Origin of the sequence: Sporosarcina newyorkensis, from assembly GCF_900167515.1 — a bacterium.
GTDB lineage: Bacteria > Bacillota > Bacilli > Bacillales_A > Planococcaceae > Sporosarcina > Sporosarcina newyorkensis.
Genome location: NZ_FUYJ01000001.1, coordinates 608,704 through 625,677, shown reverse-complemented (window position 1 = coordinate 625,677; position 16,974 = coordinate 608,704). Strand labels below are relative to the sequence as shown.

The 16,974-nt window shown below is 43.3% G+C and carries 14 protein-coding genes; 13 read left to right on the top strand and 1 reads right to left on the bottom strand.

The window, feature by feature from the left end:
* Nucleotides 1-7: 7 nt before the first annotated feature.
* Nucleotides 8-2,419, top strand: a complete 2,412-nt coding sequence (pheT, locus tag B5D59_RS03340; protein WP_078816844.1) for a phenylalanine--tRNA ligase subunit beta — start codon at nt 8-10, stop codon at nt 2,417-2,419.
* A gap of 47 nt (nt 2,420-2,466) precedes the next feature.
* Here the strand turns inward: pheT and rnhC are convergent, their stop codons facing one another.
* Complete coding sequence (rnhC, locus tag B5D59_RS03335) at nt 2,467-3,405, bottom strand: ribonuclease HIII (RefSeq protein ID WP_078817016.1); 939 nt, start codon at nt 3,403-3,405, stop codon at nt 2,467-2,469.
* A 180-nt stretch (nt 3,406-3,585) separates the two neighbouring features.
* Between rnhC and zapA the strand changes: the two genes are divergently transcribed.
* From zapA to uvrC, 12 genes are all read left to right on the top strand, one after another.
* Entirely contained in the window at nt 3,586-3,846 is a 261-nt protein-coding gene (gene zapA / locus B5D59_RS03330) for a cell division protein ZapA (protein ID WP_009497588.1), read from the top strand.
* Between the two features lie 10 nt (nt 3,847-3,856).
* A complete protein-coding gene (locus B5D59_RS03325; protein WP_009497587.1) occupies nt 3,857-4,396 on the top strand; it encodes a CvpA family protein in 540 nt (179 codons plus the stop codon).
* An 85-nt stretch (nt 4,397-4,481) separates the two neighbouring features.
* Nucleotides 4,482-6,188 (top strand): DNA polymerase/3'-5' exonuclease PolX, encoded by a 1,707-nt coding sequence (gene polX / locus B5D59_RS03320; protein WP_009497586.1) that lies wholly within the window; start codon nt 4,482-4,484, stop codon nt 6,186-6,188.
* Nucleotides 6,189-6,204: 16 nt separating this feature from the next.
* Entirely contained in the window at nt 6,205-8,562 is a 2,358-nt protein-coding gene (locus B5D59_RS03315) for an endonuclease MutS2 (protein WP_078816843.1), read from the top strand.
* Nucleotides 8,563-8,627: 65 nt separating this feature from the next.
* Nucleotides 8,628-9,041, top strand: a complete 414-nt coding sequence (locus tag B5D59_RS03310) for a DUF350 domain-containing protein (RefSeq protein WP_009497584.1) — start codon at nt 8,628-8,630, stop codon at nt 9,039-9,041.
* Nucleotides 9,042-9,729: 688 nt separating this feature from the next.
* Nucleotides 9,730-11,433 (top strand): long-chain-fatty-acid--CoA ligase, encoded by a 1,704-nt coding sequence (locus tag B5D59_RS03305; protein ID WP_078816842.1) that lies wholly within the window; start codon nt 9,730-9,732, stop codon nt 11,431-11,433.
* A gap of 89 nt (nt 11,434-11,522) precedes the next feature.
* On the top strand, nt 11,523-12,107 hold the full coding sequence (locus B5D59_RS03300; protein ID WP_040759231.1) for a fatty acid metabolism transcriptional regulator FadR: 585 nt from the start codon (nt 11,523-11,525) through the stop codon (nt 12,105-12,107).
* Nucleotides 12,108-12,136: 29 nt separating this feature from the next.
* Nucleotides 12,137-12,910, top strand: a complete 774-nt coding sequence (locus B5D59_RS03295; protein ID WP_078816841.1) for an enoyl-CoA hydratase — start codon at nt 12,137-12,139, stop codon at nt 12,908-12,910.
* A gap of 23 nt (nt 12,911-12,933) precedes the next feature.
* Nucleotides 12,934-13,707, top strand: a complete 774-nt coding sequence (locus B5D59_RS03290) for an electron transfer flavoprotein subunit beta/FixA family protein (RefSeq protein WP_009497580.1) — start codon at nt 12,934-12,936, stop codon at nt 13,705-13,707.
* A gap of 33 nt (nt 13,708-13,740) precedes the next feature.
* Nucleotides 13,741-14,715: an electron transfer flavoprotein subunit alpha/FixB family protein gene (locus tag B5D59_RS03285; RefSeq protein ID WP_078816840.1), complete on the top strand. Its 975-nt coding sequence runs from the start codon at nt 13,741-13,743 to the stop codon at nt 14,713-14,715.
* A 90-nt stretch (nt 14,716-14,805) separates the two neighbouring features.
* Nucleotides 14,806-15,120 (top strand): thioredoxin, encoded by a 315-nt coding sequence (gene trxA, locus B5D59_RS03280; RefSeq protein WP_009497578.1) that lies wholly within the window; start codon nt 14,806-14,808, stop codon nt 15,118-15,120.
* A 54-nt stretch (nt 15,121-15,174) separates the two neighbouring features.
* Nucleotides 15,175-16,950, top strand: coding sequence for an excinuclease ABC subunit UvrC (gene uvrC / locus B5D59_RS03275; RefSeq protein ID WP_009497577.1), 1,776 nt, complete (start codon nt 15,175-15,177; stop codon nt 16,948-16,950).
* Nucleotides 16,951-16,974: the final 24 nt, after the last annotated feature.

Below are 16,974 nucleotides of genomic sequence, written 5' to 3'. Positions count from 1 at the left end.
CGTACTGATGTTAGTATCAACAAATTGGTTAAGTAAGTATGTAGATTGGAATGAACTCAGCGTAGAAGAACTAGCCGAAAAAATCACTCGTGCTGGAATTGAAGTAGACGGTATCATTGATCGTTCATTCGGTATGGACAATATAGTGATCGGATACGTAACAGACTGCGTAAAACATCCAGAAGCGGACAAATTACATATTTGTCAAGTGGATGTGGGTGGAGAAATCACTCAAATCATTTGTGGCGCACCGAATATTGCGGCAGGTCAAAAAGTCATCGTTGCACGTCCGGGAGCTGTGTTGCCGGGTGGAATGAAGATCAAAAAAGCGAAACTTCGCGGCGAAGAGTCAAATGGTATGATTTGTTCATTGCAAGAACTGGGCATTGAAGGGAAAGTAGTTCCGAAAGCCTATGCAGAAGGAATTTATGTTTTGCCGAATGATGTGCAAGCTGGAGAAAGTGCGTTGACTCATCTTGGATTATACGATCAAGTAATGGAATTTGACTTGACACCGAACCGTTCGGATGCACTCAGTATGCTAGGGGTTGCATATGAAGTAGGGGCAATACTGTCAAAAGACATCAAGTTGCCGGCTATTTCTTTTGAAGAATCTTCAGAAAAAGCACAGGACTATTTAAAGTTGGCGGTAGAAGCTCAAGAGGACAATCCGATGTATATTGCGAAAGTCGTGAAGAACGTCAAAGTGGCGGAATCCCCGCAGTGGCTGCAAAATACATTGATGTCTGCAGGAATCCGTCCGCATAATAATATCGTCGACATCACGAACTATGTGCTGTTGGAATATGGTCAGCCGTTGCATGCGTTTGATTACGATCGTCTGGAAACGAAAGAAATCGTTGTGCGTCATGCCCGTGAATGCGAAAAAATTGTGACGCTCGATCAGGCAGAACGTACATTGAATGGCCATCAGCTCGTTATCACGAACGGGGTGGAGCCGGTTGCACTTGCAGGTGTGATGGGCGGAGCGAACTCGGAAGTGCATGAGGGAACTGCGACTGTCGTCATCGAATCGGCTTATTTCGCACCAAGTTCTGTACGTCGGACTTCAAAAGAAGTTGGACTGCGTAGCGATGCGAGTACACGATTTGAAAAGGGTGTAGATCCAAATCGGGTGGCTGAAGCAGCAGAACGTGCAGCACAACTGATGGCTGAACTTGCTGGCGGGGAAGTCCTTGAAGGTTCAGTTCAATTTGATGAGTTGGATAAAACTGCCGAGAGAATCATTCTGTCTCCAGATTACGTTAACAATCGTCTAGGTATGAAGATTCCGATGGACGAAATGAAGTCGATCATGGACCGTCTGCAAATTCCTACGGAAGCGATCAATGGTCAGCTCGTGATGGATATTCCGACGAGACGACAAGACTTGCGAATCAAAGAAGATATAATTGAGGAAATTGCTCGTCTTTACGGCTATGATGAGATACCGAAAACTTTGCCGGTTGTGGAAAGTACACCAGGTGGATTAACTCCATATCAAGCAAAGCGGCGCATCGTCCGCAGATTTTTAGAAGCAGCGGGTCTTTCGCAGGCATTGACATATTCATTGGCTTCACCAAAAGATGCACAAGCTTTTGCACTGGAGACAGCTCCCGTCACAGAGCTTCTTATGCCGATGAGTGAAGAGCGCAGCGTACTTCGCCAAAGTTTGATCCCCCATTTACTCGATGCAGCTACGTACAATACGGCACGTCGCAACGAATCGGTTGCGTTATATGAAACAGGTTCCGTGTTCCTTGGCATCGAAGAAGATGGATTGCCGAAAGAAGTCGAGCATGTGGCAGCCGTATTAACTGGCAAGTGGGTTCACCATGCGTGGCAAGGTGAGACGAAAAAAGTAGATTTCTTCGTCATGAAAGGGATTGTGGAAGGGCTGTTTGAACAATTAGGATTGCTCGAGCGCATCCAATTTACTAAAGCTACGGTAGAAGGCATGCACCCTGGCCGAACTGCAACTGTATGGCTAGGTGACCAAGCGGTAGGTATGCTGGGCCAAGTACACCCGACTGTACAAAATCAACGCGATTTGCAGGAAACGTACGTAATGGAAATGAATTTACGCGTGATCATGGAAACGGCGGCGGAGGAGCTCTTCTACGAGCCAGTACCTCGCTATCCATCGATCTCCCGTGATATCGCATTAGTCGTTGATCGCGACACATCTGCTGCGAACTTGCAGGCTATTATTTTGCAGGCGGGCGGCAAGCTGCTGAAGACCGTTCAGTTGTTCGATCTGTACGAAGGAAAAAATGTTGAAGAGGGCAAGAAATCCTTGGCCTTCTCGTTAACGTACTTTGATCCTGAACGTACTTTGACAGATGAAGAAGTAGTCAATGCGCACAAGAAAGTGCTGGATGCACTGACAGTACAAGCTAATGCGCAATTGAGATCTTAATAAAAAATGAACCGCAGTTCTCTTACGAGGACTGCGGTGTTTTTACCTTATTTCTTATATGCAAGTTTCAATGCTTTTTGTGTATTGGCGAAATGCACTTTCGTGATGGAATGTAAAAACGGTTCGCCTTTTTTACGTATGATCTGACAAGCGATTTGGTCGACTTTCGGACCGGCACCTTTTGGCAGCGTAACTCCTGCCTTGGCACTCAGCCGATCCATTTCTTCCAAGAAAGCCACACGTGCTAGAATGGATGCCGTTGCTACGGATACATGCAAATTCTCTGCTTTTGTCGAAAATAACACTTTGTCACGAATGATTGTCGACTCATTTTTTAAATGATTGTAGTAAATTCTTCGTTCGGCAAATTGGTCGATTAAAATATATTCGGGCAACTCAGGCTGCATTTGTTCGAGAACTTGTTGAATCGCTTGGTTGTGTAGTACGGCTTTGATTTTTCCTTGTGACCAGCCTTTTTTTTGGATTTCATTGTATTTGTCATTATCGAGGGTCAGCACACAATGTGGGACAACCTGTTTCAAGTCCTCTGCGATTTGTTGCATATAGACATCCGTCAGCTGTTTCGAATCTTTCACTCCTAGTTCGCGGACCAGTTCTATTTTATCACGGCTGACAAAACAGGCAGCTACCGTAATTGGACCGAAAAAGTCGCCTGTTCCAGTCTCGTCTGAACCTATTACAGACAAAGTAGCGAAATTCTCGGGCAAGACATCACCTTTTGCTGCAGAACTTTTTGTTTTAGCAGCCGTTGATGGAGTTAGGGAAGGGGACCAGCGTGCAGCTTCTCGATCGGCACCAGCCCCTTGAAACAGCACTTTGCCGGATCGATATGCTGTGATGGAAGTATCAGCTGTCTTTGCAGCGAAAATCACGCCTGGTGCATTGCGTGTAATTTTATTTTGCTCGTAGAAATTCAGAACTTTAGGCATTTCATTTTCATTAAGGACGATGACTTGGTTACTCACTAAATCGTTCACTCACTTCCTGAAAGGATTTTCTACTTAGTATACCTGAAAAGCTAGTGCATAATGAACAGAACCATTTAAAATAGTTGAGAGAATGTAGATATGAGGCATAATTGATTCACAACCAATTGTTATTCATGGTATGATTATTAACAGGGTTTTTCAGAGGAGGGCGGAATAGTGGCGGACAAAGAAAAGACAAGAGTGGCAGTTGGAATCTATGGACAAACCTATACAATCGTTGGCACGGAAACGTCTAATCATGTACGTCATGTTGCCTCGCTCGTTGATGAGAGAATGCGGGAAATCAGTAAACGCAATCCTTACTTGGACAGTACAAAAATAGCTGTTTTGACTGCTGTTAATAGTGTGCATGACTATTTAAAACTGGAAGAAACCGTACAGCAATTAGAAGAAGAAGTGAAAAAGTTGAAGGGTTGAGAGGCGAAAAATGGTTGATTTACTGATAATTTTCTTGTTAGTCGGCGGTTTGATCACGGGCTTCAGACGTGGGTTGATCGTCCAGCTGATCCATATGCTTGGACTGATCGTGTCGATTATCGTTGCGTATATGTATTACAAACAATTAGCGGAGAAGCTCATCTTGTGGATTCCGTATCCTGGGGCTACGGCTGATTCGAAACTTAGTTGGACATTTGATCACTTAGACTTGGATATGACGTTTTATCGGCTCATCGCATTTATATTCATTTTTGTCGCAGTCAAGCTGGTATTACAGTTAATTGGCTCGATGTTGGACTTTTTGAAGCATTTGCCTGTTCTTGGTTTCGGTGCACGTTTACTTGGCGCTGGTCTCGGATTTATTGAATTTTATTTCATTATCTTTTTCTTTTTATCCGTTTTGGCGATTTTACCAATTGAGGTCATTCAAAATTCCTTGCGCCATTCCTTGCTGGCAAAAGCGATGTTCGAACATACGCCGGTCATCTCATCGGCCATCAAAAATTGGTGGTTTGTGTATATGGGTTAACGCCCGTCTGTAAGCAGTGTACATATGAACTGACAGCTTCCCGTTAGCGTGGAAGCTTTTTTAACAGAGTAGGGAGGGTAACGATTTGAATAAAAAGACAATCATTCGCACGTTTGAAAAAATTGCACTCTATATGGAGTTGCTTGGAGAAAACCACTTTAAAGTAGCGGCTTTCCGAAAGGCGGCTTCTGTACTTGAATTAGATACAAGAAGTTTATCCGAAATGGACGATATCCTGTCATTGAAAGGAATCGGAAAAGGAACAGGTGCGGTCATTACCGATTTGATGGAAAACGGCACATCCGAAGTGCTAAAAGAATTGGAAGACCAAGTGCCAAAAGGGTTAATTCCTTTGCTGAACATACCGGGACTTGGTGGGAAAAAGATCGCCAAATTAAGAGAGGCGTTGAATATTGATTCGGTGGAATCGCTTCGGAAAGCATGCGAAGAAAAACAGGTGAGTACAGTGCCTGGTTTTGGCAAGAAGACAGAAGAAAACCTATTACGTGAAATCGAATTGCTTGCGGAACGCTCCGGAAAGACGCCGATTTGGCAAGTAGAAAAAGTCGTAAATATTGTTGAAGCGGAATTGGAACTGATTAAAGAAGTCGATAAGTTTCAAGTTGCCGGCAGTTACCGCAGACGTGAAGAAGAAAGTTCTGACGTGGATTGGATCATCGTGACGGAAAAACCGGAAACAGTGCGTGAAAAAATTCTTTCCGTATTGCCGATTGAAAAGATCATCGCAGCAGGTGATGCTAAGCTTTCTATTTCACTCGACACAGAAAAACCGATTGATGCGGATTTCCGTTTTGTTACAGAAGCCCAATTTGCCACTGCACTCCATCATTTCACTGGTTCTGCAGCACATAATGTTCGGATGCGGCAGCTCGCGAAAAGTAAAAAGCTGAAAATCAGTGAATATGGAGTAGAAGATGAGGCAGGAAATGTTCAGACTTTCAAAAGCGAGAAAGAATTTTTCGCACATTTCGACTTACCTTTTATTCCGCCGAGTATTCGAAAAGACGGTACAGAGATTGAGCGCGCCGATGAAATCGCAAATATTGTCATGCCTGATCAGATTCGTTCGGATCTGCATATGCATACGACGTGGTCAGACGGCGGCTATTCTATAGAAGAAATGGTGGAGGCGTGTCGGGCAAAAGGCTATTCCCATATGGTAATCACCGATCATTCTCATTATTTAAAAGTAGCAAATGGTCTGACACCTGAACGATTGCTGAAGCAGATAGAAGAAATCCGTGAAGTGAGTGCGAAATATGATGATATTGAAGTTTTTTGCGGAACGGAAATGGATATTTTGCCAGACGGAACATTGGATTTTGAAGATGAAATTCTAGAGCAATTGGATTTCGTCATTGCATCGATTCATTCGAGTTTCAATCAGCCGCAAGAGCAAATTATGGAGCGCCTGCATTCTGCCTGCAAAAATCCCCTTGTCCATATGATTGCGCACCCGACAGGCAGGATCATTGGTCAGCGGGAAGGTTATAATCCCGATATGGATCAATTGATCAAATGGGCGAGCGAGTACGGTAAAATATTAGAATTGAACGCGAGTCCCTATCGTTTGGATTTGCGTACAGAATATTTGATTCAAGCGAAAGAAGCGGGTGTGAACATTGCGATCAATACGGATGCACATGCGACCGAACAGCTTGACTATATGCCTATTGGTGTAGAGTATGCTCAAAAGGCATGGCTTCCAGCTGAGATGGTCATCAATACTTGGCCGCTTGAAACATTCATCAAGAACGTGATACGCAGATGAAAGGAAGTGTGAGACGTTGGAAAAACGTGTCTTAAAAACACTTGAATTTAATAAAATAATTCAGCAAGTCGCGACGCACTGTACATCAGTAGCGGGAAGAGCACACGTAGAACAACTTACGCCTTCACGTGAACTGGAAGATGTTCGGCGTTTATTGGAAGAAACGGATGAGGGACTTGCTTTGTTACGTATTCGAGGGAATGTCCCGATGGGGGGAATTCATGACATCCGACCACATGCGAAACGTGCGCAAATCGGCGGAATGCTGAGTGCTATGGAGCTTGTGGAAATTGCGGATACTATACGTGCAAGCCGAATCTTACGCCAGTTCTTGGAGGCTGTAACTGCAGAAGGAGAAATTAACATTCCTCATTTAATTGCCCGCAAAGAAGCAATGCCGATTTTGACGGGTGTTGAGCATGAGATCAATGCCGCGATTGATGATAATGGACGAGTAGTTGATAGTGCTTCTTCGGCATTGCGATCGATTCGTCAAAGCTTACGCGTGCAAGAAAGTCGAGTGCGCGAACGGCTTGAAAGTTATACGAGAGGGAAGAATGCAGCGAAAATGCTGTCCGATGCAATCGTAACAATCCGTAACGATCGGTATGTTATCCCTGTCAAGGCAGAATATCGCTCGCATTATGGCGGTGTTATTCACGACATGTCTTCTTCAGGTCAGACTTTATTTATCGAGCCGGACGCTGTCGTTCAAGCGAATAATGAAATCCGCAGTTTAAAAGTGAAAGAGCAGGAAGAAATCGAGAAGATCTTGCTCGCATTATCCGCCAGTGTCCGGGAAGTGGCACATGACCTCTTTACGTTAGTGCAGCTATTGGCGGAAATTGATGTGATCTTGGCGAAAGCGAAGTATGGAACGGCGAATAAATGTACCAAACCTGCTGTAAACGCAGACGGGTATATGCGTCTTACAAAAGCGCGTCATCCGCTGTTGCCAATTGAAGAAGCGGTTGCCAATACGATTGAATTCGGCCAAGATATCACGACAATCGTCATTACAGGACCGAATACAGGAGGTAAGACAGTTACACTAAAAACCGTGGGCTTATGTACACTGATGGCCCAATCTGGACTGCCAATCCCTGTATTGGACGGTTCTGAAATTGCGGTCTTTGATTCGATTTATGCCGATATTGGAGACGAGCAGTCTATCGAGCAAAGTTTGAGTACATTTTCTTCTCATATGGTCAATATCGTAGACATTTTGAAGAAGTTCGATGACCGGTCATTACTATTATTTGACGAGCTAGGCTCAGGGACAGATCCTCAAGAAGGAGCAGCACTGGCCATTTCGATTTTGGATGAAGTGCATGGCAGCGGCGCGCGTGTAATGGCAACGACTCACTATCCTGAACTAAAGGCGTATGGCTATAATCGTCCGGGTGTCGCAAATGCCAGCGTGGAATTCGATATCGATACATTAAGCCCTACGTATCGTCTGCTGATCGGCGTTCCCGGTCGAAGCAATGCGTTCGAAATATCGAAACGACTCGGTTTGCATAATCATATTATTGATCGAGCAAAAGGGTTTACAGGTGAGGATCGCGGCGAAGTGGATTCGATGATTGCTTCTCTAGAGACCAGTCGGGTGCAGTCTGAAAAAGATGCTGAACGCACGCATGATTTACTTCTTGAAACAGAACAATTAAAGAAGGAATTGAATGCGAAGCTGGCAGAATTTGAAGAACAGAAAGAGCGCTTGACGGAAGCTGCAAAAGAACGGGCGAAAAAGATCGTGGAAAAAGCAAAATCCGAATCTGAAGCCGTTATTTCTGACTTACGTGCGTTACGAATGAATGCAGGGGCAAGTGTGAAAGAACACGAACTAATTGAAGCGAGAAAACGGCTTGAAAGTGCTACGCCTGCTGAAAAGAAAAAGAAAGCCATCAAGGCAAAAGCAGCTCCTCGTCCATTGCAAAAGGGCGATGAGGTAAAAGTGCTGGCATACGGACAAAAGGGTACGCTCGTTGAGAAAGTCTCGGATAAAGAATGGGTCGTCGAAATAGGAATCTTGAAAATGAAGTTGCCGGAATTAGGTTTGGAATATGTAAAACCTGAGAAAGAGAAGAAACAAGTGACCTCTGCAGCCGTCCGGGGGCGTTCAGGTCATGTAAAACTGGAACTAGATCTGCGCGGGGAGCGTTATGAAGATGCGATTGCGCGAACGGAAAAATATATTGATGATGCATTGTTGTCCAATTATCATCAAGTCTCAATCATTCATGGAAAAGGGACAGGCGCACTGCAAAAAGGTGTCCAACAGTATTTGAAAAAACATTCCCGCGTCAATTCCTATCGCTTTGGCGAGGCGGGAGAAGGCGGTCACGGTGTTACAATCGTAGAATTAAAATAAAATGAAACTTTTCGGCTGCCTGAACCGTATGACATGCAAGAGAACATAAAGAAGGTGCCGAATACATGAATAATACTGGTTTTTGGGGTCATCCATTAGTAGAGACTGCAGGTTACTTCAGTGTCGTCGTTCTATGTCTGATCGTCTCCATGGTTTTATTTGAAATCGTAACAAAATATAAAAACTGGGAAGAAATTCGAAAAGGTAATCTGTCGGTTGCTATGGCAACGGGCGGGAAAATCTTTGGAGTGGCTAATATTTTTCGCTATTCCATTGAGCAGCATAATAGCTTGCCGCAAATGATGGGCTGGGGGTTGTATGGCTTTACATTGCTCATCTTTGCCTACCTTTTGTTCGAGTTCCTGACGCCAAAATTCAAAGTGGATGAAGAGATTCAAGCAGATAATCGTTCGGTCGGCTTCATTTCCCTTTGTATTTCGGTTGGTCTGTCCTTTGTTATAGGAGCCAGTATATCTTAGGAGATAGCGTATTATGGAAAGATTGATTAAAATTTTATTCGCGGTCTGTATACTTTTCGTTCTAATAGGGGTATATTGGCTCTTCAAAAACACGCCTTGACAGTTGTCTTGGCGTGTTTTTGCTTCACTCCAAATAATTCATGTCCTGTTTTGCAAAAAGAACGAAAGTGTGGAGGAAAAGGTGTGTTGCTCGGGATTTGCCCTCCAGACGGGGACGCGTTCTGGAGGGCGCGCGGTGAGCCCGCCGTCGCAAGCTCCCTGGCGGTCTCACCTGTTACGCTGATCCTCCCAGAGTCGCCCCGCCTTCCGGGCAAATCCCCATGGATACACTCATGCCGCACTCACTTGGCCAAAAGAACCCATCGGTTGCATTCGTTTTATTTTTGTTGCATTTAAAATAAAAATTACAAAAAACATGTGAACTATTAATTAATCAACTTATCAGATAGTCCCTCCAAGTAGTAAAGTTAGTCATAAAAACCACTTGCACCTAATAGAATGAAAAGCAAGGGCTCTTGTCTGTCTAGTCATAATTCGCAATTAACGTAGACAAACCATTTAAAATAGCTCTTAATTCAACAGGAGAGTAAAGCGCTTTCATATTTATCTTGTAAACTAAAAGATTTATCGATATACTAATGAACAAGGAATATTCAAACAATTAACTACATGTAGAGGAGTTGTGAAGATGACACAAAAACCTTGGTTGTCCGCTTATCCCCCTGAAATTCCGACGACTTTGGAATATGAACAAATTCCATTGCAAGACTATCTTACTAGGTCCAGTAAGAAATATCCCAATAAAACGGCAATCCACTTTATGGGGAAAGATGTTTCATTTCAAGAGTTTCATGAGTCTGCTTTGAAGTTTGCGACGTATTTGCAGAAGCTTGGGGTTGCAAAAGGAGATCGGGTGGCGATTATGTTGCCTAACTGTCCGCAAGGTGCCGTGGCGTATTATGGTATACTCTATGCAGGTGGTATTGTCGTTCAGACAAACCCGTTGTATACTGAGCGTGAATTAACCTACCAAATGGCAGATTCGGGAGCAAAGGTTATTATCTCGCTTGACATTTTGTTTCCAAGAATCTCGAAAATCAGGAAAGACACTTCTTTAGAACACATCATCGTGACAGGTATCAAAGACTATTTACCCTTCCCTAAAAATGTCATCTACCCATTCATTCAGAAGAAAGAACATGGTCTTTCCGTTAAGGTGGAACATCGGGGGATCCATCATCTTTATACAGAAATAATGAAATCGACGAAAGCTGATCTGATTCATGTTACTTTTGAAAAAGATGATATTGCATTATTGCAATATACTGGAGGAACAACAGGGCCACCGAAAGGCGTAGAGCTGACGCATGCTAATTTGATCAGTAATACAGAGATGTGTAACGCCTGGCTGTATGAAACAGAAGAAGGAAAAGAAACGATCATGGGAATTTTGCCGTTCTTCCATGTCTATGGTATGACGACCGTCTTAATCTTTGCGGTTATGAAGGGCCATCGGATGGTATTGGTACCTAAATTCGATTTTAAAACGGCTTTGAAAGAAATTGATAAACAAAAGCCGACACTTTTCCCAGGCGCTCCGACGATTTATATCGGTCTTTTAAATCATCCGGATTTGTCAAAATATGATTTGTCATCAATCAAAGCATGTATTAGTGGTTCAGCCTCCTTGCCTATCGAAGTGAAAGAGAAATTCGAACAGGTGACAGGCGGAAAGCTGGTAGAAGGTTACGGACTGACGGAGACTTCACCGGTTGCTTTAGCGAATTTTGTTTGGGATGGGCTAGAGAAAAGAGGCTCCATTGGTGTGCCTTGGCCGGATACCGATGCTTGCATTTTAGGTCCTGGCTCTTCGGAATCATTGCCTGTCGGAGAGATTGGAGAAATCGCGGTAAAAGGTCCACAAGTAATGACTGGTTACTGGAATAGACCGGATGATACGGCTGAAGCTTTCCGTGACGGCTGGTTTTTGACAGGTGATTTAGGGTATATGGATGAGGACGGATACTTCTATATTGTAGACCGCAAAAAAGATATGATTATCGCAAGTGGTTTCAATATCTATCCACGTGAAATCGAAGAAGTGCTCTATGAACACCCTGCCATTCAAGAATGTATCGTAGCTGGCGTGCCAGATCCATATCGTGGCGAAACAGTGAAGGCGTATATTGTCTTGAAGGATGGTCAATCGGTTACAGAAAAAGATTTGGATACGTATTGTAGGAAACAACTTGCCGCATTCAAAGTTCCTAAGAAATATGAATTCCGGGATGATTTGCCGAAAACTGCAGTTGGCAAAATTTTACGTCGTTCATTAGTAGAAGAAGAAAGAAAAAAACAAACAGAAGTCCAAGACACTTTAAAAAGTTCATAACAAAAAGCTTGACTCTAACTGAAAAGTTTATTATTATGAAAATATGAATGAATCATCATTCATATTTTCTTTTTTGGTGGTGAAACAAAATTAAACGAACAAAACCTAAATATAAACAAATTGTAGACGCTGCAGTGATCGTAATTGCAGAAAATGGATACCACCAAGCGCAAGTCTCGAAAATTGCGAAGGAAGCCGGAGTAGCAGACGGAACCATCTATCTTTATTTTAAAAATAAGGAAGATATCCTCATCTCTGTCTTCAGAGAAAAAATGGCGATTTTTGTAGAAAACATCAACGAGATACTTACAAAAGATCTTTCTATCAGTGAAAAATTACTTCAAGTAGTAGAAAACCATTTTAGGGTATTACAAAACGATCCTCATCTGGCGATTGTCACACAGCTGGAACTAAGACAGTCAAACAAAGATCTACGATTCCAGATCAACAATGTATTGAAAGAGTACATGATCTTGCTGGATCAGCTGCTGGAAGAAGGGGTAGAGAAAAATGAGTTGTCTTCTGAACTCGATTTACGTCTAGCTCGGCAAATGCTCTTCGGTACAATGGATGAGACCATTACTTCTTGGGTAATGAATGAACAAAAGTACGATTTGATCAGTCTGGCACCCAAAGTGAGTAATATGTTATTGCGCGGTTATCAACAACGGTAAAAGAACATTTTTTGAAGGAGATGTACTAGATGGCGTTGATTAAATTGGAAAAAGACGGACATGTTGCATTAGCAAAAATCGACCACCCACCAGCGAATGCACTATCTTCTAAAATAATTGAAGAAGTGGATCAACTGTTAACCGAAGTAGAGAATGACCCCGATGTACGAGTGGTCGTTCTCTACGGAGAAGGTCGGTTTTTCTCCGCAGGTGCGGACATTAAAGAGTTTACGACAGTGGAATCAGGCGAAGCGTTCGCTAAGCTTGCTGGCAAAGGACAGCAAGTGTTTGAACGCTTAGAAAATTTTCCGAAACCTGTAATCGCTTCCATACATGGAGCGGCTCTAGGCGGCGGTTTAGAATTAGCTATGGCATGCCATATCCGGTTGGTTACAAAAAGTGCGAAGCTTGGTTTGCCTGAGCTTCAGTTAGGGCTTATTCCCGGTTTCGCAGGGACCCAACGGCTGCCCCGATTGGTCGGTGTCGCAAAAGCAGCAGAAATCATGCTGACAAGTGATCCTATTTCAGGTGAAGAAGCTGTTAAGTGGGGGCTTGCCAATCATGCGTACTCCGATGAAGAACTTTCAAGCAAGACATTGAAATTGGCAAAGAAAATTTCACTGAAAAGCCCGATTGCAGTAAAGCATGCTTTGCAGATGCTAAAGTATTCAAAAGACCAGTCCTTCTATGATGGAGTGGAAGCAGAAGCTAAATCATTCGGTGAAGTGTTTGTATCAGAAGATGCAAAAGAAGGTATTCAAGCATTTATTGAAAAGCGTCAACCTGCATTTACTGGAAAGTAATTATTGAATAGGAGGTTCTATTAATGAACATTTATGCATTAGTAAAAAGAACATTTGATACGGAAGAAAAAATCTCGATTTCAAACGGTGCTATTTCAGAAGACGGCGCAGAATTCATCATCAATCCATACGATGAGTACGCTGTGGAAGAAGCGATTCAACTCCGCGACGAACATGGCGGTGAAGTAACGGTCATTTCAATCGGTGAAGAAGATGCTGAGAAGCAATTGCGTACTGCATTAGCTATGGGCGCAGACAAAGCGGTCTTGATCAACGTTGAAGATGACATCGATGAAGTGGATGAATTTACTTCTGCTAAAATAATTGCAGATTACTTGAAAGATAAGGATGCAGATATCATTCTTGCAGGTAACGTAGCAATTGACGGCGGTTCAGGACAAGTTGGTCCTCGTGTAGCGGAATTATTAGGTATTAATTATGTAACGACAATTACAGAACTAACGGTGGACGGCACCAATGTAACAGTTGTACGTGACGTAGAAGGGGATTCTGAAACAATTGAAACTTCTTTGCCACTTCTTGTAACAGCTCAGCAAGGACTCAACGAACCTCGTTACCCTTCTCTGCCAGGAATTATGAAAGCAAAGAAGAAACCATTAGAAGAGTTGGAGTTCGATGATTTAGACTTGGAAGAAGACGATGTGGAAGCGAAGACAGAAACAAAAGACGTTTTCTTACCACCTGAAAAAGCGGCAGGACGTATCCTTGAAGGTGAACCAGCAGATCAAGCAGCTGAGCTCGTGAAATTATTGCATTCTGAAGCGAAAGTAATTTAATTCTCATAGAACTGTATTAGGAGGGACTACATTATGTCAAAGAAAATTTTGGTTTTAGGTGAAGCACGCGATGGCGAACTGCGTAACGTGTCATTTGAGACGGTTGCTGCAGCAAAGAAAATATCAGGCGGCGGGGAAGTTGTCGCTGTCTTAATAGGAGACCAAGTCCAGTCATTAGGGGAAGAAATGATTCATTATGGAGCGGACCGTGTGGTTACGGTGGAGCACCCACATTTGAAGCATTATACATCTGATGGATACGGACAGGCATTCATGGCTGTATATGAAGATGAATCACCAGAGGGGATTGTCTTTGGTCACACGGCAATGGGGAAAGACTTATCTCCCAAAATCGCTAGTAAACTAGCATCTGGATTGATTTCAGACGTGACAAAAATCGAAGGAGAAGGCGATGATGCAGAATTCATCCGCCCAATTTACTCCGGTAAAGCGTTTGAAAAAGTGGAAATTAAAGAAGGTTTGTTGTTCATCAGCATACGTCCGAACAACATCGAGCCACTTGAACACGATGCAAGCCGTACAATCGACGTATCTGCGAAAAGTGTCGAAATTACCAATTTACGTTCAGTGATCAAAGACGTTGTTCGAAAGTCTACAGAAGGTGTGGATTTGTCAGAAGCGAAAGTCATTGTAGCAGGTGGACGCGGCGTAAAAGGAACAGAAGGATTCGAGCCGTTGAAAGAGTTGGCTAACCTCCTTGGAGGGGCAGTTGGTGCTTCACGTGGTGCGTGTGATGCGGATTACTGTGATTATTCGTTGCAAATTGGTCAAACAGGTAAGGTCGTCACTCCAGATCTATATATCGCAGCGGGTATTTCAGGTGCAATCCAGCACGTTGCCGGGATGTCAAACTCAAAAGTTATTGTCGCGATCAATAAAGATCCAGAAGCGAATATTTTCAAAATTGCAGACTATGGTATTGTAGGAGATATTTTTGAAATCATTCCAATCATGATTGAAGAAATAAAGAAATTAAAAGCTAGCTAATCAAAAGGCGTTATAAGCATTTGTTTAGCCCCTATGAAACCTCCATGATATAATGCGAATATAGTCGTATTTAAAAGGAGGCAATAACAGATGGCAATTATTAATGCAACAGATGCGAATTTTGCTGAAAATGTTAAAGAAGGCGTAGTACTTGTAGACTTTTGGGCACCTTGGTGTGGTCCTTGTAAAATGATCGCTCCAGTGCTAGAAGAACTTTCAGGTGAAGTTGAAGGTAAAGCGAATATCGTTAAAGTTAACGTGGACGATAACCAAGCAACAGCAAGCCAGTTTGGAATTATGTCCATTCCAACTCTCCTTCTATTTAAAGATGGAGAAGTAGCGGAGAAGGTTGTAGGATTCCAACCGAAGGAAGCACTTGCACAACTAGTTGAAAAACACGCGTAAATACAAGAGACCGGGAGCTACTTCAGCCACCCGGTCTTTTAGTAGGTGAAAATGATGAATGAAATAATTGAACATAAACTATCGATCCTCCCTGATCTCCCTGGCTGCTATTTAATGAAGGATCGGCAAGGGACCATTATCTATGTCGGAAAAGCCAAAGTGCTGAAAAATCGTGTTCGTAGTTACTTCACGGGCTCACACGACGGCAAAACGCAGCGCCTGGTCGGAGAAATAGAGGACTTTGAATATATTATTACCAATACGGAAATCGAGGCACTCGTCCTTGAATTGAACTTAATCAAAAAGCATGACCCGAAGTACAATATCATGCTAAAAGATGACAAGACCTATCCTTATTTGAAGATAACGAATGAACGGCATCCGAAACTTATCATCACACGCAAAGTGAATAAGAAATCGGGCAAGTACTTCGGTCCCTATCCAAACGCAACAGCAGCCCATGAGACGAAAAAGCTCTTGGATCGCCTCTATCCCTACCGAAAGTGCCAAAATATCCCGACTCGGGCTTGCCTATATTACCACATCGGCCAGTGCTTGGCGCCGTGCATCAAAGAAGTTCCTGCAGAAGCCTATCATGAGATGGTCAATGACATTACACGTTTCCTGAATGGTGGCTACAAAGAAATGAAAAAAGAACTTCAGGAGAAGATGAATGAAGCTTCTTTAGAGTTGGAATTTGAGCGGGCAAAAGAATACCGCGATCAGATCACGAATATCGAAGCCGTCATGGAAAAACAGAATGTGAATACAAATGACTTCACAGACCGTGACATTTTCGGCTATGCAGTGGATAAAGGGTGGATGTGTGTTCAAGTATTTTTCGTACGTCAAGGAAAATTGATCGAGCGCGATGTTTCAATCTTTCCCGCTTATAAAGACGCCGAAGATGAATTATTGACGTTCCTCGGCCGATTTTATGGGGAAACACAACATTTGCTGCCAAAAGAAGTTCTCCTGCCTGAAACGGTAGATATAACGCTTGCTGAACAATTGCTTAACACAAATGTCTATGTGCCGCAGCGTGGGAAAAAGAAAGATCTTGTGAAGTTGGCTGAAAAAAATGCATCGATTGCATTGCGTGCAAAGTTTCAATTGATTGAACGGCAGGAAGAACGAACAATCGGGGCTTGTGAAGAATTAGGTGAAGCTATGGCCATAAGCACGCCATTGCGGATCGAAGCATTTGATAACTCGCATACTCACGGTGTAGAACCAGTGTCTGCAATGATTTCATTTATAGATGGTAGACCGAATCGCAAGGATTATAGAAAGTATAAGACGAAGACAGCTGCCGCTCATGACGACTACGGTGCGATGCGTGAAGTAATTAGAAGACGCTATACCCGGGTACTGAAAGATCATCTCCCGCTTCCCGACTTGATCGTCATTGATGGCGGAAAAGGGCAAATGGAGATTGCTAGGGAAGTTTTAGAGGATGAACTTGGCTTGTTTATTCCGATTGCAGGTCTTGCGAAAGATGATAAGCACAATACGGCACAATTGCTGTATGGCAGTCCGCCTGAGATTGTACCGCTGAAGAAAACGAGTGAGGCATTTTATCTGCTGCAACGAATTCAAGATGAGGTCCACCGTTTCGCGATTACTTTCCACCGACAGCGTAGAGGGGCTTCTTCACTAACCTCTTCGTTGGATGGCATAGAGGGAGTAGGACCGAAACGCAAACAGCAGCTGCTTAAGCACTTTAAAACAGTAAAAGCCATTCGCGAAGCAACAGCTGAACAGTTAAAAGAAGCTGGTCTCCCTGCAAAAGTAGCAGAAGGACTCATCGCGCATTTTCAACAACAATGATAAAAAGTGGCCACGTAATCTAAG

Excerpts from the sequence above, each read along its gene's own strand:
- B5D59_RS03285 (WP_078816840.1), top strand. The coding sequence starts at position 13,741 with ATGTCAAAGAAAATTTTGGTTTTAGGTGAAGCACGCGATGGCGAACTG.
- B5D59_RS03305 (WP_078816842.1), top strand. The coding sequence starts at position 9,730 with ATGACACAAAAACCTTGGTTGTCCGCTTATCCCCCTGAAATTCCGACG.
- B5D59_RS03310 (WP_009497584.1), top strand. The coding sequence starts at position 8,628 with ATGAATAATACTGGTTTTTGGGGTCATCCATTAGTAGAGACTGCAGGT.
- B5D59_RS03290 (WP_009497580.1), top strand. The coding sequence starts at position 12,934 with ATGAACATTTATGCATTAGTAAAAAGAACATTTGATACGGAAGAAAAA.
- uvrC (WP_009497577.1), top strand. The coding sequence starts at position 15,175 with ATGAATGAAATAATTGAACATAAACTATCGATCCTCCCTGATCTCCCT.
- B5D59_RS03325 (WP_009497587.1), top strand. The coding sequence starts at position 3,857 with ATGGTTGATTTACTGATAATTTTCTTGTTAGTCGGCGGTTTGATCACG.
- B5D59_RS03295 (WP_078816841.1), top strand. The coding sequence starts at position 12,137 with ATGGCGTTGATTAAATTGGAAAAAGACGGACATGTTGCATTAGCAAAA.
- trxA (WP_009497578.1), top strand. The coding sequence starts at position 14,806 with ATGGCAATTATTAATGCAACAGATGCGAATTTTGCTGAAAATGTTAAA.
- pheT (WP_078816844.1), top strand. The coding sequence starts at position 8 with ATGTTAGTATCAACAAATTGGTTAAGTAAGTATGTAGATTGGAATGAA.